The sequence below is a fragment of the Ardenticatena maritima genome, assembly GCF_001306175.1.
Lineage (GTDB): Bacteria > Chloroflexota > Anaerolineae > Ardenticatenales > Ardenticatenaceae > Ardenticatena > Ardenticatena maritima.
The window spans coordinates 362621-385564 of the sequence record NZ_LGKN01000009.1; the positions used below are offsets into that span (position 1 = coordinate 362621).

Sequence of the window (22944 nt, forward strand, 5' to 3'; positions counted from 1 at the left end):
AACCCAACACGCAGGACGCGAACCATGACCGAACCGTTGCCCATCAACCCACTGTTGGCGCTCGCTGTGGCGCGTGATACCGCGCGCGAAGCCGGTCGCCTCATTCAATCGTACGCCCGTGGTGAACTTCAAGTGCAGACCAAAGGGGGCGACGCGCGCGACCTCGTCACGATTGCCGACACCACCGCCGATGAGATGATTCAGTACAACCTTTCCAAAGCCTTCCCCGATTTTCGCATTTTTAGTGAAGAAACCTACACGCCGGGCGACCTCATCCAAACCGACATCCCCACCTGGCTGGTTGACCCCCTCGACGGGACCAGCAATTTCACCTACGGCTTGCCGCACTACGCCGTCAGCATCGCGCTCTGGTGGCAGGGCGAACCGTGGGTGGGGGTTGTGTACGACGTGCGCCGCGACATCATGTTCTACGGCACACGCGGGGGCGGCGCGTGGGCGAACGACCGCCGCCTGGTTGTCAGTGATCGCCCGCTCGAACGCGCCATCATCTGCGCCGATTGGGCGCGCGAACCGGTGCGCCGCCGCGCCGTAGCGCACGCCTTCGCCGATTTGGTGCAGGTTTGCCACACCGCGCGCAGTTTCGGCAGCGCCGCCCTCAACTTCTGCTACGTCGCCGCGGGCTGGCTCGACGCCTACTTCAACCTGGGGCTCTACCCGTGGGACGTGGGCGCAGGCGGGCTTCTGGTGCGCGAAGCCGGCGGCATGCTGACCGATGAAACCGGCGCCCCCTGGACGACGGCGCACCGTGGCGCAGTCGCCACCAACGGGCACATCCACGAGGCGATTTTGCACACGCTCGCACGTCATCTGACCGACGACCACACGCCATGAAGCGCCTGCCAGGTCTGCTGTTGCTGCTTTTCCTGCTGGCGGCATGCGCGGGGCAAACAGCCGCCCCCATCACGCCCACGCCCTTGCCCACCCCCGCCGCCCGCATCGCCCCCACAGCGCCGACGGCACCCCGCGCCCTCTTCATCGCCCTGCCCGGTTTGACGCCCGAAGACATGCCCATGTGGCGCGCCGCCGCCCCCACGCTCGACACACTCGCCGAGCGCTTCATCGCCGCCCCCGCCGCGCCCATTCAGCCGCCGCTCCCCGCGCCCAGCCTTGCCAGCCTGGCCACAGGCGCTTTGCCCGCCGAGCATTCGGCGCTCAACCGCTTTCTCGACGTGGGTGTCCTGAGTACCTCAACGCTCTGGCATATGGCCGAAGAAGAAGGCAAGCAAGCCGCAGTGATTGGCTGGCCGCATCAATTCGACCCACCCATGCCCACCATTTGGGTGGCGCAAACCGCCAAATTCTCCGACCCCGCGTGGGAGACCGTGCCGCTCGCCGCCGCACCGCCGTGGGACGGCGCACCGCCCACCTTCACACCGGCGCGCGAAGCCACACTCACCCTGCAACGCAACGGGCGCGACACCGCCACGCTCTTCCTGCTGGCGCTCGACACCAGCGACGACGACACCGCCGCATTCGATACCGTCCTGGTGGACACCGACCGCCATGTAGGACCCGAAACCGCACGTCTCACACGCAACGCGCCATGGAGCGGTTTGCTGGTTGCCGACAACACCGGCGTTGACCTCAAACTGGCCGCGCTCGACGCCGAGCACCTGACCATCTACGTCAGTGAAGGCGTCCGCTTCGAGGCCTCTTCACCGGCGCTCGCCGACGCCCTGCTTTCGCAATTCGGCTTCTACCCCCCCAACGCCGACCAGGACGCCTACCTGCAAGGCCATCTCACCGCCGACGACGTGCTCCACATGGCGGAGCGCCAAACCACTTGGCTGGCGCAGGTGAGCGCCTTTGTGTGGGCTGAAATGCAACCCGACCTGCTGATGAGCGTGTGGCCGCTCTTTCAGCAAACCGAACCGCTCTTCCTGCTGGTCAATCCCGAACAATACGCTTGGTCGCCTGAGAACGCCGCCGCCCTGCAAGCCCGCCGCGAACATGCCGCCGCCACGCTGGAAAACGCACTGCGCACGCTTGTGCCGCACGTGGATTTGAGCACCAGCACCCTGGCGCTGGCTTCGCCCCACGGCTACGCCCCCGTACACACCCAACTCAACCTGACCGCCCTGCTCACCACGTGGGGCTTCCTTGCCCGCCTGGACGACGGCAGCCCCGATTGGTCACACATGCGGCTGACGTTCGCCTACGAAGACGGGCATGCCTGGTTCTGGCCGCTGTTTGGCACCGAAGACCCCGCCGCTTTTCGCGCGACACTGCGCTCGCGCTTCAACGCCCTGAGCGACCCCCGCACCGGTGAATCGCCCGTTGCGCTCATGCTCTCCGATGAATCGCTCGTCCAAACGGCGCTCTGGCGTCCTTCAACGCGCGAGGGGCTCTTCGTCCAACTCAAACCCGGCTACCGCTTTGTGCTTACACGTTCACCCAACCTGTTTGAACCTTCCCCCGTGTACGGCGCCGCCGGCTACATGCCCGATACAGCGCGCATGCAGGGCTGGGTGCTCTTCGCCGGATTGCCGGCGCAAGACAAACTCGCCGGCGACACCGACACCGACCCGCGCGTGATAGACATTCCCGCCACGGTTGCCGCGTTGCTGGGGCTTCCCTGGCCACCAGACCGACACGGGCAACCCTGGAATGTTAAAAACTGAATACGTGTTTATTGAAATGCTTGCTTTGCTTTTTAAAATTGCATCCTTGCACAACTTCTTCTACAATCTCAAACCATGAGCGCTGAACATACCCTTCTCAAACGCATACAAGCCCTGCGTGAGATTCCCCTCTTTCGGGAATTGCCCGAAGAGGTTGTGGCTTCACTGGCGGCGCGCATGCAGCGGCGGCGCTATCCTCAGGGGGCTGTTGTTTTTCGCCAGGGCGACATTGGCGACGCCATGTATATCGTCGAAACCGGGCAGGTCGCCGTGCTCTCCGAAGAAACCGGCGAAGTGCTCGCCTATCTCGGACCGGGGAGTTTCGTCGGCGAAATCGCCCTTCTGCTGGAACAACCACGCTCCGCCACCTTGCGTGTGATTATTGACGCTGAACTGCTGAGCCTGCACAAACAAGATTTCGACGCCTTGCTGGCGGAGCATCCGCACCTTGCGCTCCACATGACGCGCGAAATCGGGCAACGCCTGGTGCGCACCAGCCACCAATCAGCGCCCCCCCGCAAAAAACCCGTCACCGCCATTTGGGGGATTGACGAACAGGCGCTGGCGCAATTCGCCGAAGCCGTCGCCCACTACGCCGGCGCTTCCGCCGCGTTGGTCACGCTGCCGAGTACGCGCAACATTCCTCGCCTGCCGGAATACTACACCAAAACCGCCGACAAGCCGGTGGCGGTGTTGGTTTCGCTCAACATTGACGACTATGAACCGCAAACCTTCACCGACGCCGTCAGCCGCCTGTTGGAAGAGTATGGGCACGTCTTGCTGCTTTTGCCCGACCAATGGACCCCGGTTGCCCAAAAGTCCGTCCAACTTGCCGACCACGTGGTGTCCATCGGGGGCGCACCAACCTGGCTCACGCTGCACGGCAACCGTGATTTGGCAATCATCACCAACGACAAAAGGGACATTCTCCACACCGCCCGCGTCGTCACCGAGCGGCAGGTGGGGGTCGCGCTGTCGAGCGGCGGCAGTAAAACACTTGCCCACATTGGGGTGTTGCGTGTGTTAGAGCGCGAGGGTGTCCCCATTGATATGCTTGCCGGCACCAGCGGCGGCGCGTTTGTCGCGGCGTTCTACGCCCTGGGCTACACACCGGACGAACTCGCCGAGTTCGTCAAAACGTTGCCCAAAGTCAACACGTGGCGCAACTGGGACATCAATCTCCCCCCGACAAGCGGGCTCATCAAAGGGCACAAAGCCTACCAACTGCTGGAAGCCTGGTTTGAAGGCAAAACCTTCACCGATACACGCATACCGCTCTACATCGTTGCGGCGGATTTGGCAACGGGGGAAGAAATTATCTTCGAGCGCGGCTCGCTTGCCCACGCCGTGCGCGCCAGTGTGAGTATTCCCGTCATTGCCGACCCCTGGCGCTATCAGGAGCGTTTCTTTGTGGACGGCGCTGTCGTCAATCCGCTTCCTGTGAGCGTTCTGCGTGAGCGGGGCGCCAATATCGTCATCGGTTCGAGCGTTGTGCACACCGAGACCGACCCCGACTTGCCCTCGTTCGAGAAGAAACCTAACTTGCTGCAAACGATTTCGCGGCTCATCAACACTGTGGAACGCAAAATCATCACCAAGCAGATTGAAATGGCGGACGTCTTCATTCATCCGCACGTCTTCGCCGACCACAGCCTCGATTTCAGCCAAGTGGACCGACTGGTGGAACTGGGCGAGCAAGCCGCCGAAGCCGAGTTGGAAACCATTCGCACGGCTTTGCAACGCGAGCACATTTTGCCGCCGCCGCAAATCTAGCACGCCATACCGCCCCCGCCATCAAACATGAAGAGCACGCGGAAGCGCATGATGGACGCACGAACACTCTTGCCGCACCTCATCACAGCCGCCCTCGACGCCGTAGAACCACGGCGGGCTGTGCACCGCGTTCTTCACCGTGATGGGAAGCACCTCACTGTTGGCGCACAGACGTACACGATCGAAGCGCCCACACGGCTTTTTGTGGTTGGCATGGGGAAAGCCGCCGCCCGTATGGCGCTTGCAGTGCACGAAACAGCGGGCGACCTCATCACCGATGGGCTAGTCATCACCAAATATGGGCACGCCACCGCTCCCGCGATTGGGCGCATTCGTGTGCGTGAAGCCGCCCACCCCGTCCCTGATGAAGCCGGTGTTGCCGCCACCAACGCCATGTTGAGCCTGCTTGCCGACACCCGCCCCGATGACCTTGTGCTGGTGCTGGTTTCGGGCGGCGGTTCAGCATTGTTGGTCGCCCCCGCCCCTGGATTGCACCTCGCCGACCTGCAACAAACCACCGACCTGTTGCTCGCCTCAGGCGCCACCATTCACGAACTCAACACGGTACGCAAGCACCTCTCAGCGGTGAAAGGGGGGCAACTGGCGCGCCATGCCGCCCCCGCGCATGTGGAAACGCTTATCATCAGCGACGTTGTCGGCGACGACCTGGACGTCATCGCCAGCGGTCCCACCGTCCCCGACCCCACCACGTTCGCCGACGCCAAAGCCGTTTTGGAACGCTACGACCTGTGGGAGCGCGTGCCCCCCGCTGTGCGCCACCACCTGAACGCGGGCTGTGCCGGTCATCTTCCAGAAACGCCCAAACCGGGCGACCCTCTCTTCGAGCGCGTGCGCAATCACCTCATCGCCCGCAACGCCGACGCAGCGCAAGCCGCCGCCGAGGAAGCAGGGCGTGCAGGCTGGCATGCCGAAGTGCTCACCACTTTCTTGCAGGGCGAAGCACGCGAAGTTGGGCGCGTTGTCGCCGCACTGGGGCAACAGATTGCCCGGTACGATACGCCTTTGCCCACGCCCGCTTGCCTGATATTGGGGGGCGAAACGACGGTTACGGTACGGGGCAATGGGATAGGCGGACGAAATCAGGAGTTGGCGTTAGCCGCGGCGCTTGCTATTGAAGGATGGGAGCGCCTGCTGATTGCCACATTTGCCACCGACGGCGGCGATGGTCCAACAGAAGCCGCCGGGGGCGTGGTGGACGGCGCAACAGCGCAAGCCATACGCACCGCCGGTATAGACCCACGCCGTGCGCTCGACAACAACGATAGTTATCATGCGCTCCACACCGCTCACGCGCTCATCGTCACCGGCCCCACGGGAACGAACGTCACCGACCTAGTGTTTGTCCTCGTAGACCGCTCGCCAACACAAAAACACCCCCGCTGACCGGGGGCGTTTTCTCCTTCCACACGGATTCACGACGACGGCATCGGCGCCCACTTGACCCATACCCACCAGAGCGGTAGCCCATATTTGTCACGCGGGTAACCAGGGCTGTCTTCTCCTTCGCTCCAGACCAGCCACTTTTCATTGCACTTATAATCACCAATAAACCGAGGCGTGTACAGCCGGTAATATCGCTCCGTTTTCAGGTTGTAGAGCCGCAAACTCTCGCCACCCGCTTCAACCGCCTTCCACAACAACCAATCACCACACATTTGGACCGTCTCAGGCACCAATGTCTCGAAATGCACTTTATACTCCCGCTGGTCCTTCCAGTTGTACAAGCGCAACCGCGACGACGCAACCCAGTTGTTGGCATCCTTCCACACAAGCCAATCCCCAAAAAACCGTGGCATGCTCCCGTAAGGCAGATGAACCGGAAAATCCCGCGGCACCCACTTCCCTTCCGCATCCCGCTCAAACATTTGCAACGTACTCCCACCTCCCTCGCTATCCGGAAAATTCTTCTGCCCCACCAGAATATCTCCCTCTACCGCAACAACCCACCACAAAAAGGGACCATAATAGTCACAATGTGTCTCTACAATCTGTTGCTCCCAACTCTCTACCTCAACCGTCATCAGATACACAGGCCCACAATTAGCCTCTTCATCATCCACGTAATACGCCAACGCCACTGTACGCCCATCAAAATCATACGCCGGCCCCGGCCAACTCGACCTGTCCGACACCGCCAACACGTCATACACCTCGCCCGTCTCTTCACGTAGAACACGCACAACCCACGGAAACTCCTCCTCGAACATCCCAACATCATACAACAGCACCCATCCATTCCGCGCCTTGCCGAACGCAATCTCGCTGGTCTCAAAAAGCGGAGCCACTATCTCCTGCTCCAATTCCCCCGTTTGAATGTTGTACCGTGAAACCCCGCCATGCCCCGGATTGCCTGGTGTAAAATACACCACATCGCCGCTCAACTGCACATACATGGGGGCTGTATCCGAAAACGTCAACTGCCCAGCAATCTCCGCGGGAAACTTCTCCCACAACCCCACACTCACATCGTCAATCGTCACAGGTGTGGGCGTCGCCGGCGGAACGGTTGGCGTGGGAAGCGCCGTCGGGCTTGGAGGAACCGCCTCCGTTGGCGTCAACGCCGCCGTTGGGCTAAGCGTGACCGCCACAGAGGACGACGCCACTTCACCGCCGCGTGCCGCCCCCGTATCCGCCGCTGGTGCGCCTTCACTACTCACCGCCGCCTGGCACCCTATACCCACCAGGCTGACCAGCACCCACACAAGCACCCAGACATACCTCACTTGTCGCTGCATACATCGCTCCTTCTCGTTGACTGATAGACTCAGCGATAGTGCCTTCGCCCGGCCAGTGTAGCCCTTCCATCCCCTTCTGTCTATCCTCTTTTCCGAGGATTTTTTGAGGATTTTTTCTCCTCTCCCCCTCAGTATCTGGGGCATACGCCCGCCTTGGCATGGTTGACAGACCACACCGCTCACGCGCTCATCGTCACCGGCCCCACGGGAACGAACGTCACCGACCTAGTGTTTGTCCTCGTAGACCGCTCGCCAACACAAAAACACCCCCGCTGACCGGGGGCGTTTTCTCCTTCCACACGGATTCACGACGACGGCATCGGCGCCCACTTGACCCATACCCACCAGAGCGGTAGCCCATATTTGTCACGCGGGTAACCAGGGCTGTCTTCTCCTTCGCTCCAGACCAGCCACTTTTCATTGCACTTATAATCACCAATAAACCGAGGCGTGTACAGCCGGTAATATCGCTCCGTTTTCAGGTTGTAGAGCCGCAAACTCTCGCCACCCGCTTCAACCGCCTTCCACAACAACCAATCACCACACATTTGGACCGTCTCAGGCACCAATGTCTCGAAATGCACTTTATACTCCCGCTGGTCCTTCCAGTTGTACAAGCGCAACCGCGACGACGCAACCCAGTTGTTGGCATCCTTCCACACAAGCCAATCCCCAAAAAACCGTGGCATGCTCCCGTAAGGCAGATGAACCGGAAAATCCCGCGGCACCCACTTCCCTTCCGCATCCCGCTCAAACATTTGCAACGTACTCCCACCTCCCTCGCTATCCGGAAAATTCTTCTGCCCCACCAGAATATCTCCCTCTACCGCAACAACCCACCACAAAAAGGGACCATAATAGTCACAATGTGTCTCTACAATCTGTTGCTCCCAACTCTCTACCTCAACCGTCATCAGATACACAGGCCCACAATTAGCCTCTTCATCATCCACGTAATACGCCAACGCCACTGTACGCCCATCAAAATCATACGCCGGCCCCGGCCAACTCGACCTGTCCGACACCGCCAACACGTCATACACCTCGCCCGTCTCTTCACGTAGAACACGCACAACCCACGGAAACTCCTCCTCGAACATCCCAACATCATACAACAGCACCCATCCATTCCGCGCCTTGCCGAACGCAATCTCGCTGGTCTCAAAAAGCGGAGCCACTATCTCCTGCTCCAATTCCCCCGTTTGAATGTTGTACCGTGAAACCCCGCCATGCCCCGGATTGCCTGGTGTAAAATACACCACATCGCCGCTCAACTGCACATACATGGGGGCTGTATCCGAAAACGTCAACTGCCCAGCAATCTCCGCGGGAAACTTCTCCCACAACCCCACACTCACATCGTCAATCGTCACAGGTGTGGGCGTCGCCGGCGGAACGGTTGGCGTGGGAAGCGCCGTCGGGCTTGGAGGAACCGCCTCCGTTGGCGTCAACGCCGCCGTTGGGCTAAGCGTGACCGCCACAGAGGACGACGCCACTTCACCGCCGCGTGTCGCCCCCGTATCCGCCACTGGTGCGCCTTCACTACTCACCGCCGCCTGGCACCCTATACCCACCAGGCTGACCAGCACCCACACAAGCACCCAGACATACCTCACTTGTCGCTGCATACATCGCTCCTTCTCGTCGACTGATAGACTCAGCGATAGTGCCTTCGCCCGGCCAGTGTAGCCCTTCCATCCCCCTCTGTCTATCCTCTTTTCCGAGGATTTTTCGAGGATTTTTTCTCCTCTCCCCCCCAGTATCTGGAGCATACGCCCGCCTTGGCATGGTTGACAGACCGTTCAATAGCGATATACTTCGCGCCGCAAGTGATAAAATTCACACACATCAACACCTATTGATTTTCGGCTTTCCACACTCGCGTGTACGACGCGCTCCGCTGGAACCAACCTCAATTCAACCACATACAAGGAGTGTAGCCATGCACCTCATTCTGCTTGCCACAACCCCCGAAGCGGAAAACCAGGCGCTTCACCTGCTTGAGCGCTCTTCCCATGAGATGACACTCGTGGCCACACATTGCCTCTCACCGCATCGCCCTTTGCCCAACGCCTCGGCCCACACGATCATTCTCGCTTTCGATCACAACTCCCCAGCCCATTCACTCGATATCAGCGCCATCAAAACACATTTCAACGCCCCTCTGCTCCTGGTCGCCGCCCCGCTTGCCATTGTGCCCGACGCACTTCGCCAGGGCGCCAACGGCTGCTTTACCACCTGGCCCCACCCCCACGAACTCTGTGCCGCACTCACCCTGATCACCAATGGGCACACTTTTCTCGACCGTCACGCCGCCGCTCTGCTGAACTTGCCTTTTGCGCCTTCCCTCACTGCGCCGCCCGAATTTTCCCCCTTCGCGCAGCTGACCAAGCGCGAACAACAGGTGCTCGCCATCCTGGGACACGGCGCAAGCAATCAGGAAATCGCGCGGGTTTTGGGCATTTCCATCACAACCGTCCGCACCCATCTCAAGCACCTCTACCGCAAGTTAGGCGCGCGCAATCGCAGCGAGTTGATCCACATGGCGATGATGTGTCACGAAGTGTTTTTTCGTCTGTTCGTGGTGAGGGAGGGTCGAAGAAGTGGTTTAAATCTTTGACTTCCTTTTATATCTACATATAATGATTAAATAAAAACAACCTGCAACCATGGGGGCAGTGGTTATGTCCGATAACTGGTTTGAAAGAGGATTTACTGCTGAAGAGATAGTGGAAGTGGGAGACAAAAAGATAGGAGAGTATGTAGAAACTATTAAAAATAAAAGTATAAATCTTAGTAAACAAAAAGATTGGCTTAAAAAATATGTTTTAGTGTTGTATATTTATTTTTCAAGCAACGAAGAAAGTGTTGAGAAATTTATTGCAGGATTTGAATTCGAAACATATCTTGAGGATTGCAGAAATTTTTATAGAAAAAAAGAGCATGATTTACCTGAATATAAAAGGAAGTTTATTTCAGATATATTAGAAAAAATAGATAATAGTATATTAGAAAAAATAGATAATAGAATAGATAAACTAAAAAGAAAAAAATCTAATCAATCTCCAAAGACAAATGCATCCCTAGAGACTGGTGCACCCCTAGAGACTAATGCATCCCTAGAGACTGATGCATCCCTAGAGACTGATGCATCCCTAGAGACTGATGCATCCCTAGAGACTAATGCATCCCTAGAGACTGATGCATCCCTAGAGACTAATGCATCCCTAGAGACTGATGCATCCCTAGAGACTAATGCATCCCTAGAGACTAATGCATCCCTAGAGACTAATGCATCCCTAGAGACTAATGCATCCCTAGAGACTAATGCATCCCTAGAGACTGATGCATCCCTAGAGACTAATGCATCCCTAGAGACTGATGCATCCCTAGAGACTAATGCATCCCTAGAGACTAATGCATCCCTAGAGACTAATGCATCCCTAGGCGAAGGTGATGTTTGGGAGGAATGGGTTACGTTTTGGAAGGAAAACAAAATGGAACGGAAGGAGAGAATTATTTTTTTAATAAAGCTTATTAATAAGATTCCAACAGAAAATATCGAAAAAAATATTATCTCTTTAAGAACATATCAGGTTCTTACTCTTCAAATAATCTACCATGCTATTACATCTAAACCTAAACTAACCCAAAATGATATTAAGGAAATAGAAGTTAAAGCAAAAAATAAAATTGATAAAATTTGCAAAGATTTTATCGAATTTCAAATCAAATATGAAAAAAACCTAGATTTGCATCTAGGTAACAGACTTCATGCTGACACATATTCGTTGCATGACACATTGGGATTTGAGGATTATAAAAAGGCGCTAAGAGATTTCATTTTAGATGAAGGCACCAAGGGTCCCTTTGTGATAGCTATTAATGGACCTTGGGGATCTGGCAAAACATCTTTTATGCGTCAATTGCAAAGGGACTTGGAAGAAAAAGACGCGCAAAGGGACTTGAAAGAGAAAGACGCTATCACCGTCTGGTTTGATGCCTGGAAACATAACTCAAAGGAGTCAGTTTGGGCAGCTCTGGCATTAGAAGTGGAATCTGAAATCTACAAGGGATTAGGATTATGTCCATATTACGAGAAAGTTATTTGTCATTCTTTAAAAACTAACAAATATAAGCTAATTTCAGATTTTTTTATACTTTTATTTATAACGCTTTTAGCTTGCGATATATATTTTATTTATACCAATATACCTGATATAATTAGTGATAATTATACAACATATTTTTATATATTACTTTATTCATTTTTAATAGTTTTAGGCGCTAATTTGCTTTCGCAGGATCCAATTTCGAATTATTTTGAATTAACCAAAAGTTTTTATCAAAAGATAAAATTATACACAAAAAACAAATACGAAGACCATCTAGAATTTGTAAATGTATTTAACAAGGATTTTAATAACATAGTTGATTTACTTAAAAAAGTTAAGGGGACAGAAAAGAGTAAAATTGTTATTTTCATTGATGATCTTGATCGATGCAAACCTGAAAATATTATTCAAACACTTGAAGCTATTAATCAAATCCTGTACAACGAAAATTGTATTTTTATATTAGGTATTGATGAAGAAAAAATAAAGAAACAAATTGAGATTCAACATGAAAAAATAATCCAAAAAGATCCAAGTTTCGTAAATGAATACCTTGAGAAAATCATACAAATCAGCATTCAAATCCCGAAGCCAAAAGATATAGAACTATACATCGAAACTCTTCTGATTACTTCAAACACCAGTCAAGAACCTAGTGAAAACAATAGTCAAGAACCAGAACCAACGCCTGTCCAAGAACCTAGTGAAAACAATAGTCAAGAACCAGAACCAACGCCTGGTCAAAAGCCTAGTGAAAACAATAGTCAAGAACCAGAACCAACGCCTGGTCAAAAGCCTAGTGAAAACAATAGTCAAGAACCAGAACCAACGCCTGGTCAAAAGCCTAGTGAAAACAATAGTCAAGAACCAGAACCAACGCCTGGTCAAAAGCCTAGTGAAAACAATAGTCAAGAACCAGAACCAACGCCTGGTCAAAAGCCTAGTGAAAACAACGAAAAACAATATACTTTATCAACATTCCTGGAAACCCATAAAGAACTTATCTCAAAAATCTGCCAAGATCCTGACATCATAAACAGTAACCCAAGACGCATCAAAAAATTCATCAACTATCTACGTCTCACTATTGCGTTAGCACGTCAAACACAAAAATTCACACCTAAAGATAAGAAAATACCTCCAATAATCCTAGCCACAGCCTACATTATAAAAGAATTTCAACCCGACAAATACTTTGAAGACTTTGATGAACAACAAATACAGGAATTCAACCACTATATAGAAAAGTTTTGCTACCTAAAAACCCAACCAACCAAGGAGCATTCCCCATGAGCACCACAATCAACGAACAACAAATCCGCGACCTCATTCAATCCCACTCCGTCCTGCTCGCCCGCGATGGGCTGGCTACCCTTTACGAAAACATCTTCAAAATGGCCGGCTTTGGGCTGGGCGGCATTCTCTACAATGCCGGCAAGAAAGCCGGTGAGCAAGGTGTGGCTATTCTGCAAAACGAACTGGGACTGAGCGGCGAAGATTTGCTCCGGGCGGCGCTGATTGGCTTCAACCATTCCGGCTGGGGGCAAGCCGAACTGGAACGCACAGACGGAACCTTGCGCGTCCATGTGTACAATTCCGCACTCGCCGGCACAATGCAAAGCAAAAAGCCCGTCTGCCACCCCATCGCCGGCTACATGGCGGGCTTCCTCGAAGCGGCGCTGGGGCGCTCCGTGAAGGTGCGCGAAACCGCCTGCGTCGCTAGCGGGAGCGACCACTGCATTTTTGAAGTGGACTGATGGCGCAACGCACACCAGAAGGGCGAGGCATTGCCTCGCCTTTTCTTTTGGGTACAATCGTGCCCACCTGCGTTGCCAACCAATCCCACAGGAGTACCAACCATGTCAATGCCAACGATTGCCATCATTGGCGGCACCGGCGCCGAAGGATCGGGGCTTGCCATGCGCTGGGTTGCCGCCGGCTACACCGTCATCATCGGTTCGCGCTCGGCTGAAAAAGCCCACACCCGCGCCGAAGAACTGCGCGCCGCCCTCGGCGAGCGCGCCCGCGGCACATTGCGCGGCTTGCCCAACACCGAAGCCGCCGCCGCCGGCGATATCGTGGTGCTCACCGTCCCGTACAGCGCCCACAAGTCCACCCTCGAAGGCATTCGCGAGCAGGTGCAGGGCAAAATCGTGGTGGATTGCACCGTCCCCCTGCAACCGCCCCACGTCACGCGCGTCTTCATCCCCGAAGGCGGCTCCGCCGCGCAGCAAGCGCAAGCCCTGCTGGGGGAAAACGTGCGCGTGGTCGCCGCCTTCCAAAACGTCTCAGCGCACAAACTCCAAGACCTCGACGCCGACGTCAACTGTGACGTGCTGGTCTGCGGCGACGACCCCGACGCCCGCGAAACCGTCATCCAACTGGCGCACGCCGCCGGCATGGTCGGGCTGCATGCGGGACCGCTCCAAAACGCCGTCGTTGTCGAAGGGCTGACGCCCATCCTCATCGGCATCAACAAGCGCTACAAATCCAAAGGCGCGGGCATCCGCATCACCAACATCCCGCGCCCCGACGAGGCATAACCCATGCCCGCGCACATCACCATCACCGCCCTGGACGGCTTCCCACTGGTGCAACCGGGCGACGACTTGCCCGCCCTCATCCTGGACGCGCTCGCCGCCAACAGCCTCACCCTGCAAGACGGCGACGTGCTTGTGGTGGCGCACAAGGTGGTCTCCAAAGCCGAAGGGCGGCTCATCCGCCTGGCGGACGTTGTACCATCGCCCGAAGCCGACGCGCTGGCGCGTGAAACCGGCAAAGACCCCCGCTTTCTGGAACTGGTTTTGCGCGAATCGCGCGAGATTGTGCGCACACGCCCCGGCCTGGTGATTGCCGAGCATCGCCACGGCTGGATTTGCGCCAACGCCGCGATTGACCGGAGCAACGTCCAGCAGGGCGACGACGGCGACGACTACGTGCTTCTGCTTCCCAAAGACCCCGACGCTTCCGCCCGCATGATTCGCCAACGCCTGCAAGAAGCCACCGGCGCAACCATCGCCGTCATCATCAACGACACCCACGGGCGACCCTTCCGCATCGGGGCAATGGGCGTCGCGATCGGCGTCGCCGGGCTGGCACCGGTAAGCGACCTGCGCGGCGAAAAAGACCTCTTCGGCTACACCATGCAGACCAGCGAAATCGCCACCGCCGACGAACTGGCGGCGGCCGCCAGCCTGTTGCAAGGGCAAACCGCACAAGGGCGCCCGGTAGTGCTCATCCGCGGGGCACACTACCAACCAGACGAACAGGCCACCGCCCGCCAACTGGTGCGCCCCCGCGAACTCGACCTGTTCCGCTAAACGCCATGCCGGAGCACAGCACCGAAGGAACACGCATGAACGAAGACCGTCTGAACACGTTTGAAGCGCTGGCCTGCTCACGGCGCAGTATTCGCCGTTATCGCGACGAACCCGTCCCGCGCGCCCTCATCGAACGCTTGCTCGCCATCGCCGGGCGCGCGCCTTCCGCCCATAACCGCCAACCCTGGCGCTGGGCGGTCATCACCGGCGACATGCGCCGTCGCCTCGCCGACGCCATGGCGGTTCCCTTCCGCCGCGATTTGCTCGCCGACGGGGTGCCCGTGGATGAAGCCGAGCGCATCGTCGCCCGTTCGCGCGCCCGCATCAGCACCGCACCGGTGCTCATCCTCGCCTGCCTGACCATGGAAGACATGGACACCTACCCCGACGAACACCGCCGGCGCAATGAGTGGCTCATGGCGGCGCAAAGCGTCGCGCTTGCCTGCCAGAACCTGCTGCTTGCCGCACACGCCGCGGGGCTGGGGGCGTGCTGGCTCTGCGCGCCGCTCTTCTGCCCCCAAACCGTGCGCGACACTCTGCATCTGCCGGAAACGTGGGAACCCCAAGCCCTCATCACGCTGGGGTGGCCGGCAAACACCGGTCGCGACCGACCGCGCCACCCTGTCAGCACTTTGACACGCTGGTACGATGAGGCGTAGAATGCCAGCCCAACCAACGCATGGGAGAAGCCAATGAGCACGGAGACCTGCCACATTGTCGCGCTTGCCGGTGGCGTCGGCGGCGCAAAACTCGCCGACGGGTTGTATCACCACTGTGGTGAGCGTCTCACCATCATTGGCAACGTCGCCGACGACCTCGAACTCTGGGGCTTGCGCATCTGCCCCGACCTGGACACTGTCATGTACACGCTGGCGGGCGTCGCCAACCCCACCACGGGCTGGGGCGTCAAAGATGACACGTTCGCCATGCTGGACATGCTCGCCGCCTATGGAGAATCGCCCTGGTTCAAACTGGGCGACAAAGACACCGCCACGCACATCTTGCGCTCGCATTGGTTGCGTCAAGGCATGCGGTTGACCGAAATCACCCAACGGCTCACGGGCGCCCTGGGTATCGAAGCCACCCTTCTGCCGGTGACCGACGACGACGTGCGTACCATCGTCCATACCGACGAAGGGGTTTTGGATTTTCAAACGTACTTTGTGGCGCGGCGGTGCGAACCGGTGCTGCAAAGCATCATGTTCCGCGGTATCGAACGCGCCACCCTCACGCCCGAAGTCAAAAGCGCGCTGAAAGAAGCCGACATCGTCATCATCTGCCCATCCAACCCCTTCGTCAGCATTGACCCCATTCTGGCGGTGGAAAACCTGCGCGCACGTCTCTGGGCGCAAGCCGTTCCCATCGTGGCGGTTTCTCCCATCATTGGCGGCGAAGCGGTGAAAGGTCCCGCCGCCAAAATGTTCCGCGAACTGGAGCAAGAACCCTCGGCGCTCGCCGTGGCGCACCACTACGCCGGCTTGGTGAGCCATTTCGTGCTGGATGAACGCGACGCCGACCAGCGCGACGCCATCGAAGCGCTGGGCATGCATGTCATCGTCACCGACACGCTCATGCAAACACGCGAAGACCGCCAGCGCCTGGCGCAACAGATTTTGGAGCGCATGGAGTATGTCTGACCTCTGGGTGATTGTGCCCGCCAAGCGAGCCGCGCTCGCCAAATCGCGGCTCGCCGACGTGCTGGACGAACGCCGCCGCGCGCGCCTTGTCAGCCGCTTGCTGCACCACGTGCTGGCAACCGTCCAGCTTGCCGCGCCGTCGGCGGGCATTGCCGGCGGCATCGTCGTCAGCCGCGAAGCCCAATGGCTGGCGCTCGCACGCCGCTACGGCTTTCTGCCGCTGGTTGAATCCGCCCACGGGCTGAACGCCGCCGTCCAACAAGGGGTGCACGCCGCCATCCGCCGCGGCGCCGGGGCGGTGCTCATCCTGCCGCTCGACCTGCCGCGCCTCACGCCATCCGACGTGGTGGCGTGCGCCCGCGCCGGGCGGCATGCGCCGGCGGTCGTCATCGCCCCCGACCACGCCAACCTGGGCACGAACGCCCTGCTCATTCGCCCCCCCGCGCTCATTCGCCCCATGTTTGAAGGCGCGAGCGCCCTGCGCCATCTGCAACAGGCCGCACAGCGGGGCGTGCGCGCGCGTCTGGTGCGCCGCCCCGGTCTCATGCACGATTTGGACACCCCCGCCGACTGGCGCAACATTGCACACCTTTTCGCGCATCTCTGACTTTCGCTATACTTCCCTTGCCAACCAACCCCAAAAAAGGAGGCGCATATGCCCACACGAACCGCTTCTGCCGAATGGCAAGGTACGCTCAAAGATGGTCGCGGCACGCTGAAACTGCCCGCCGCCGGGTATGAAGGACCGTTCACCTACGCCTCGCGCTTTGAGCAAGGCGAAGGCACCAACCCCGAGGAACTGATTGGCGCGGCACACGCCGGCTGTTTCTCCATGTTCCTGTCGGCGTTGCTCACCAAAGCCGGCTACACGCCCAACAGCATTCGCACCAGCGCCACCGTCCACCTGACGGATGGTCCGACCATCAGCCTTATCGAACTGGATTGCGAAGCCGACGTACCCGGACTGAGTGAGGAAGAATTCCAGACCTTTGCGGCGCAAGCCAAAGAAGGTTGCCCCGTCTCCAAAGCATTGGCGGGGCCTGACATTCGGCTGACGGCGCGGCTGGTCTCATAACCCAAGGCGCACACACCAAAAACGGCGGAGCCACGTGCTCCGCCGTTTTCATTCGCCCAACCGCCGCTATGTGCGCTCTTCACGCACATAGGGCACGCCCAGCGCCGCCGGCGCGCCCAAACGCCGCCGCGCCGCCTCGCGGGCGCTGATGACCAAAACCGCAATCGTGAACAGATACGGCAGCATGTTGGCGAAATAGCCCGTTGCCGGATTGCGCAAAAAGAAGGCGAAACTCTGCAAATCGAGCGGCAGGCGCTTGATTGCGCCGAACAGATACGACCCCACCGCCGCACGCACGGGGTCCCAGCCGGCGAAAATCACCAGCCCGACCGCAATCCACCCTTGCCCGGCGGTCATGCCATCCACCCACAGGGGCGTAATCGCCAGGCTGAGCGCCGCCCCCGCCAGACCGGCGAGCATGCCGCCCAGCACGGTGTAGGCGTAGCGCAGGCGGTAGACGTTCACCCCCATCACGTCCGCCGCCGCGGGGTATTCGCCCACCGCGCGCAATTCCAGCCCAGGGCGCGTGCGGTACATGTAGAACCACGCCAGCGGCACCAGCACAAACCCCAGGTACACAATCACGTTGTGCTGGAAGAAAATCGGCCCCAGCAGCGGAATGTCCGCCAACAGCGGCACATCCCACGCGGGCAACCGCGGCGCTTGGCGCACTTCCACTAGCGGCGCACCCAGCACCGCGCTCAGCCCCGTCCCCAGAAACGTGAGCGCCAGGCCGCTCACCACCTGGTCGGCGCGCAAGGTGATGACCACGAACGCATGCAACAACGCCAGCAAGCCCCCCATGGCAATCGCCACCAGCACCCCCAACCACGGGTTGCCCGTGGCGTGCGCCACTCCAAAAGCGCTCATCGCGCCCATGAGCATCATGCCTTCCACGCCCAGGTTGAGCACGCCGGAGCGCTCGGCGAAAATTTCGCCAATCGTGGCAAAGAGCATCGGCGTGCCCGAACGCACACCAGCCGCCAGAATGTTCACCAGCAATGCCAGTTCCATGGTTCACTCCTGCTCAATCCGAATCGTGTAGCGCAAGAGCATATCGCCACCCACCACCACAAAGAGGATGACGCCCTGCAACATCTGCGCAATCCCCGCCGGCTGGATTTCGGCCGCCCCGACCAGCAAGCCGCCGAACAGGTACGCCACCAGCACAATCGCCAGCGGGTGCAACCGCGCCAACCACGCGATGATGATGGCGGTGAAGCCGTAGCCGGGCGAGAAGCGTTCTTGCAAACGGTGAACCACCCCCGCCACTTCGCTGAATCCCGCCAGCCCAGCCAGCCCACCGCTCAACAGCATCACCAGCAGAATGTTGCGGCGAATGTGCATGCCGGCATAGCGGGCGGCGCGCGGGTTGTCGCCGATAATGCTCACTTCAAAGCCCCATTTGCTTTGCCGCCACACCACCCACAGGATGAGCGCCAGCACCAGCGCCAGCACAATCCCCAAATGCGCGGTCAGCCCACGAAACGCGGGCACGGCGGCGGCATAGTCGGTCAGGCGGGGCAGCCAGGCGCTTTTGGGGAACTGCGGCGTCAGTCCAAAACCGCGCTGGCTCCACGGTCCGTAGATGAAGTAGTTGTTCCAGAAAATCGCCACGTAGTTGAGCATCAGCGTTGTGATGATTTCGTTGACGTTGAGCCAGGCTTTGAGCAAACCGGGCAGCGCCGCCCACAACGCGCCCCCCACAAAGCCCGCCACCCCCATCGCCGCCAGCATGAGCGGCTGAGGCGTGTCCGGTGGAAGCCAGTGGAGCGCGACGCCGCTGGCAAAAAACGCCCCCAAAAAGAGTTGCCCCTCGGCGCCAATGTTCCACAACCCCATGCGGAACGCCGCCGAGACGCCCAACCCCGCCAGAATGAGCGGCGTGGCTTTGATTGTCGTATCCGACCAGCCGTAGCGGCTCCCGAACGCTGTTTCCGCCATACGCCGATAGACCAACCAGGGGTTTGCCCCCGCCATCTGCAAGAGCAAAGCCCCCACCAACAACGCCGCCCCTATCAGAATGATGGGCGACGCCCACGTCAGCCAAGCCGGTTGTTCAATGCGTCGTTCGATCCGAATGCGTGGCATAGCCTCAACCCATTCGCTCCACTCTCAACGCCATCAGTCGCCAGGTCAAGCGTTGGGCGGTTGTTCGCCCGCCATCAACAAGCCAACCGTCTCCAAGTCGGCTTGGTCGGCGGGCATGACACCCATCACCCGCCCTTCGTACAACACGGCGATGGTATCCGCCAGCGAGAAAATCTCGTCCAGGTCTTCGGAAATGAGCAGGATGGCCGTCCCCTGATTGCGGGCTTCCAGCAAAATGCGGTGGACGGTCTCGGTCGCGCCGATATCCAGCCCGCGCGACGGGTAGGCGGCGATAATCACCTGCGGGTGTCCCGAAATCTCACGCGCGAGGATGACTTTTTGCAAATTGCCGCCGCTCAACTTGCGCACGGGGGTTTCGACCGACGGCGTGGCAATCTGGAAGCGCGCCACCAATTCACGCGCCATCGCCCGCATACGCGCGCGGTCAATGAAGACGCCGCGCCCAATCGGCGGGCGGCGATAGGCTTTCAACGCCAGGTTTTCGGCGACGCTGTGGTTGGGGGCGCTCCCCATCCCACGCCGGTCTTCGGGGACATACGCCACGCCGGCTTCAATCGTCACCAGCGGGTGCGCATTCGTCACATCACGCCCGCCGATCTCAATCGTGCCGGCTTCGACGAGGCGCATGCCGTAGATGACTTCGGCGAGTTCGGTTTGCCCATTCCCCGCCACGCCCGCAATGCCCACAATCTCGCCCGCGTGCACCGTCAGCGACACGTGGTCCAGCGCGATGAGGCCGCGGTCGTTGCGCGCCACCACATCGCGCAACACCAGGCGCGGTTCGCCGGGGGTGGCGGGCGTTTTCTGCACCTGGAAGAGGATATCACGCCCCACCATCAGCCGCGCCAGTTCGTTCTTGGTCACGTCGGCGGCGTTGACGGTCGCCACGTTCTTGCCGTCCCGCAACACGGTAATGCGGTCGGCGATTGAGAGCACTTCATCCAGTTTGTGGCTGATGAAAATGATGGTTTCCCCGCGCGCGACCATCCGGCGCAACGTCTGGAAGAGTTGCTCCACTTCCTGCGGCGTCAACACCGCCGTGGGTTCGTCCAGAATGAGAATTTTGGCGCCGCGATAGAGCATCTTGATGATTTCGACGCGCTGTTGTTCCCCCACAGAAAGTTGCCAGACACGCGCCGAGGGGTCTACCGGCAAGCCGTACTGCTCGCCAATGCGGCGCACTTCGCTTTCAATGCGCTCCGGGTGCAGAATGAACCCCGCTTCGCGCAAGCCCAGCATCACATTTTCGGCGACGGTGTGCGATTCAACCAGCATGAAGTGCTGATGGACCATGCCAATGCCCGCCGCAATCGCATCGCGCGGTGAATGGAAGACCACGCGCCGACCGTCAATCCAAATCTCGCCTTCATCGGGCTGGTACAAGCCCGATAGAATGCTCATCAAGGTGGACTTGCCCGCGCCGTTTTCTCCCAGCAGGGCGTGAATTTCACCCCAACGCACCTGAAAATCCACATGGTCGTTGGCTATCACACCGGGGAAGCGCTTGACAATGCCGCGCATATCCACGGCAAGCGGGCGCTCGTTCGGTTCGGTTGGGTGTACGTGTTCAGGTCTGCTCATCGTCATCCACCAATTGCAAATAGTCAGGCGGAACACGCTCAGTCAGCCAAATGGTGGGGGCTGGATGATAGAAGCGCCAGCCATCCGCCGCCATACGGGCGGCATCCACCGCCAGGACCACCACATCGCGCCCATGCCGCGCCCCGACGCGCCGCGCCGTCGCCACATCGTCCGAAAGGTGCACGTGGGTGCGCTGTTGAGGCAACAACCCCGTGCGCAAAATGGCGTTCAGCCGTGGGCGCACCGTGCCATGAAAGAGCCGCGCAGGCGGCGCAACCGGTTCCAACCCCAGTTCCACAGGGATGGAGTGCCCATACGTTGCGCGAATGCGCCGCCCATCGGCGCTGAACTCAAAGCGACGCTTGGGCGACGTTGCCACGACCTCTTCCAGCATGTCGCGCGTGAACCTGCGCCCGTGCGCTTGCGCCGCCTGTATCAGCGCCTCCACATCCACCCAGCCCGCGGGGTCCAGGGAGCGCCCCAGCACCTCCGGACGATGCCGAAGCACCAGGCTAAGAAACTTGCTCAGGTTTCGGCGTTGCGCGTTTCTGTTCGGCATGGGGTGATACAGCGAACGCGGGGGTCTTTCAAGAGACCCCCGCGCCATAGACGGGTTGCTGTTGGTTTATTCGCCGCCGCCCGGAATTTCCGCATCGGGCACAAAGCCTTCGGCGAGCCAGTTCATGCAGATGGTGCACGGCTCGCGGTCCAAGCCGTTGGCTTCGATTGTGGCGGCGTCCAGCCCTTCAAGGTCTTCTTGCGTCAAGGTCACCCCTTCAGGCACGACGAGGTTGCCCTTGTTGTCGTAGATGGGACCCGTGAAAATGTCGAAGCGGGTCATTTCGCCCTTCAGCATCTTATCCAGCGTTTCACGCACCAGCGGAATCACGTCTTCGGGCACGCCCGGCTGCGGCGTTTGCCCTTCCATGAAGCCATAGAGCCCCACAATGCCGCTGTCCGCGTCAAAGTAGTAGTCGTCGGGCTTCCAAGTGCCCTCCATCATCTGCTTGACGAAATCGGCATAGACGGGACCCCAGTTCCAATAGGGGACGGTGAGGCAGTGTTCGGGTGCGGCATCGCACGCGTTGCGGCTGTCGTAGGCAATGCCCCACAACCCACGCGCGCCCGCCGCCTGCACAGGGCCGGGCGTATCCGCGCCGGTGATAATCACCGACGCGCCCGCATCGAGCATTGATTCGGCGGCTTCACGCTCTTTGTCGGGGTCGAACCAGGTGAAAATCCAGCGCACATCGAGCACACATTCGGGGCATGTTTCGCGCATGCCCAACGCAATGGCGTTGCCCAGGCGAATCACCTCGGCGATGGGGAACGGCGCAACATAGCCCACACGGTTCGAGCCGTCGGCTTTGGCGCGCGCACCGGCAATCATGCCCGCCAGATACTTCATGTCTTCCATCGCGCCAAAAAGGTTGGCAAAGTTCGTGTCGTTCTTCTTGAAGCCCGAAACGTGCACGAAATAGACATCAGGAAACTCTTCGGCAACGGCTTCGGTGGCGTCCATATAGCCAAACGAGGTGGTGAAGATGGCGTTGAAGCCTTTGCGCGCCAACTGGCGAATGACACGCTCCGCGTCCGCCCCTTCGGGCACGCTTTCCAGATACGCCGTGTGTACCGCATCGCCCAACGCTTCTTCAATGTAGAGCCGCCCTTCGTTGTGGGCATACGTCCACCCACCATCACCGATGGGACCCACATAGACGAACGCCACGTTGAATTTGCCTTCCACCGGTTCGGGGATTTGAATGCCGCCCGTTTCCTCACCAGAGGGTTGTTGGGCTTGTTCTTCGGTGGTGGTTTCCCCACCTGTTTCGGCGGCTTCTTCGGTACCGCCACCGCCACACGCCGCCAGCGCCAACAGCGCCAACAGCAGGAATAATGGAATCAGTACGGATTTGCGTCGCATGGTTCTCCT

General features: G+C 58.7%; 20 protein-coding genes. 13 read left to right on the forward strand and 7 right to left on the reverse strand.

All coding sequences use genetic code 11. From position 1 onward, the window contains the following. The first annotated feature begins 24 nt into the window (after positions 1–24). The 4 genes from SE16_RS14475 to SE16_RS14490 all read left to right on the forward strand — a co-directional run bounded on the left by SE16_RS14475 (position 25) and on the right by SE16_RS14490 (position 5819). A complete protein-coding gene (locus SE16_RS14475; RefSeq protein WP_054493678.1) occupies positions 25–852 on the forward strand; it encodes an inositol monophosphatase family protein in 828 nt (275 codons plus the stop codon). Then, positions 849–2642: an alkaline phosphatase family protein gene (locus SE16_RS14480; protein WP_060687774.1), complete on the forward strand. Its 1794-nt coding sequence runs from the start codon at positions 849–851 to the stop codon at positions 2640–2642. The genes SE16_RS14475 and SE16_RS14480 overlap by 4 nt, the downstream gene beginning before the upstream one ends. Positions 2643–2717: 75 nt before the next feature. After that, positions 2718–4415: a patatin-like phospholipase family protein gene (locus SE16_RS14485; protein ID WP_060687776.1), complete on the forward strand. Its 1698-nt coding sequence runs from the start codon at positions 2718–2720 to the stop codon at positions 4413–4415. Between the two features lie 48 nt (positions 4416–4463). Further along, the gene (locus tag SE16_RS14490) at positions 4464–5819 is read left to right on the forward strand and encodes a glycerate kinase type-2 family protein (RefSeq protein WP_060687779.1); all 1356 of its coding nucleotides are present in this window, start codon (positions 4464–4466) and stop codon (positions 5817–5819) included. 29 nt (positions 5820–5848) lie between these two features. On the opposite strand, the gene SE16_RS14495 is transcribed toward SE16_RS14490, so the two are convergent. Next, positions 5849–7171 (reverse strand): hypothetical protein, encoded by a 1323-nt coding sequence (locus SE16_RS14495; protein ID WP_060687781.1) that lies wholly within the window; start codon positions 7169–7171, stop codon positions 5849–5851. A 305-nt stretch (positions 7172–7476) separates the two neighbouring features. After that, the gene (locus SE16_RS14500) at positions 7477–8799 is read right to left on the reverse strand and encodes a hypothetical protein (RefSeq protein ID WP_152968836.1); all 1323 of its coding nucleotides are present in this window, start codon (positions 8797–8799) and stop codon (positions 7477–7479) included. A gap of 392 nt (positions 8800–9191) precedes the next feature. Between SE16_RS14500 and SE16_RS16090 the strand changes: the two genes are divergently transcribed. The 9 genes from SE16_RS16090 to SE16_RS14545 all read left to right on the forward strand — a co-directional run bounded on the left by SE16_RS16090 (position 9192) and on the right by SE16_RS14545 (position 17318). Then, positions 9192–9791 carry a helix-turn-helix transcriptional regulator gene (locus tag SE16_RS16090; protein WP_161804560.1) on the forward strand — a complete coding sequence of 200 codons (600 nt, stop codon included), beginning with the start codon at positions 9192–9194 and terminating at the stop codon, positions 9789–9791. 64 nt (positions 9792–9855) lie between these two features. Further along, positions 9856–12579, forward strand: coding sequence for a P-loop NTPase fold protein (locus SE16_RS15580; protein ID WP_161804561.1), 2724 nt, complete (start codon positions 9856–9858; stop codon positions 12577–12579). Further along, entirely contained in the window at positions 12576–13043 is a 468-nt protein-coding gene (locus SE16_RS14515; protein WP_054492847.1) for a V4R domain-containing protein, read from the forward strand. Before SE16_RS15580 ends, SE16_RS14515 begins: the two co-directional genes overlap by 4 nt. Before the next feature lie 102 nt (positions 13044–13145). Continuing rightward, positions 13146–13829 (forward strand): NADPH-dependent F420 reductase, encoded by a 684-nt coding sequence (gene npdG / locus SE16_RS14520; protein ID WP_054492848.1) that lies wholly within the window; start codon positions 13146–13148, stop codon positions 13827–13829. Between the two features lie 3 nt (positions 13830–13832). Beyond that, positions 13833–14606, forward strand: a complete 774-nt coding sequence (gene cofE, locus SE16_RS14525; RefSeq protein ID WP_054492849.1) for a coenzyme F420-0:L-glutamate ligase — start codon at positions 13833–13835, stop codon at positions 14604–14606. 35 nt (positions 14607–14641) lie between these two features. Beyond that, entirely contained in the window at positions 14642–15265 is a 624-nt protein-coding gene (locus tag SE16_RS14530) for a nitroreductase family protein (protein WP_160316975.1), read from the forward strand. A 33-nt stretch (positions 15266–15298) separates the two neighbouring features. After that, entirely contained in the window at positions 15299–16243 is a 945-nt protein-coding gene (gene cofD, locus SE16_RS14535) for a 2-phospho-L-lactate transferase (RefSeq protein WP_054492851.1), read from the forward strand. Further along, the gene (cofC, locus tag SE16_RS14540; protein ID WP_054492852.1) at positions 16236–16850 is read left to right on the forward strand and encodes a 2-phospho-L-lactate guanylyltransferase; all 615 of its coding nucleotides are present in this window, start codon (positions 16236–16238) and stop codon (positions 16848–16850) included. Before cofD ends, cofC begins: the two co-directional genes overlap by 8 nt. A 48-nt stretch (positions 16851–16898) precedes the next feature. Then, positions 16899–17318 carry an OsmC family protein gene (locus tag SE16_RS14545; RefSeq protein ID WP_054492853.1) on the forward strand — a complete coding sequence of 140 codons (420 nt, stop codon included), beginning with the start codon at positions 16899–16901 and terminating at the stop codon, positions 17316–17318. 66 nt (positions 17319–17384) lie between these two features. Here SE16_RS14545 and SE16_RS14550 read toward each other — a convergent pair whose 3' ends face one another. From SE16_RS14550 to SE16_RS14570, 5 genes are all read right to left on the reverse strand, one after another. Next, positions 17385–18332, reverse strand: a complete 948-nt coding sequence (locus tag SE16_RS14550) for an ABC transporter permease (protein ID WP_054492855.1) — start codon at positions 18330–18332, stop codon at positions 17385–17387. Positions 18333–18335: 3 nt separating this feature from the next. Continuing rightward, positions 18336–19409: an ABC transporter permease gene (locus SE16_RS14555; protein ID WP_060687787.1), complete on the reverse strand. Its 1074-nt coding sequence runs from the start codon at positions 19407–19409 to the stop codon at positions 18336–18338. Positions 19410–19454: 45 nt separating this feature from the next. Continuing rightward, on the reverse strand, positions 19455–21011 hold the full coding sequence (locus SE16_RS14560; protein ID WP_054493108.1) for an ABC transporter ATP-binding protein: 1557 nt from the start codon (positions 21009–21011) through the stop codon (positions 19455–19457). Further along, on the reverse strand, positions 20998–21570 hold the full coding sequence (locus SE16_RS14565; RefSeq protein WP_054493107.1) for an RNA 2'-phosphotransferase: 573 nt from the start codon (positions 21568–21570) through the stop codon (positions 20998–21000). Before SE16_RS14565 ends, SE16_RS14560 begins: the two co-directional genes overlap by 14 nt. A 66-nt stretch (positions 21571–21636) precedes the next feature. Next, a complete protein-coding gene (locus SE16_RS14570) occupies positions 21637–22935 on the reverse strand; it encodes a BMP family ABC transporter substrate-binding protein (protein ID WP_082374251.1) in 1299 nt (432 codons plus the stop codon). Positions 22936–22944: the final 9 nt, after the last annotated feature.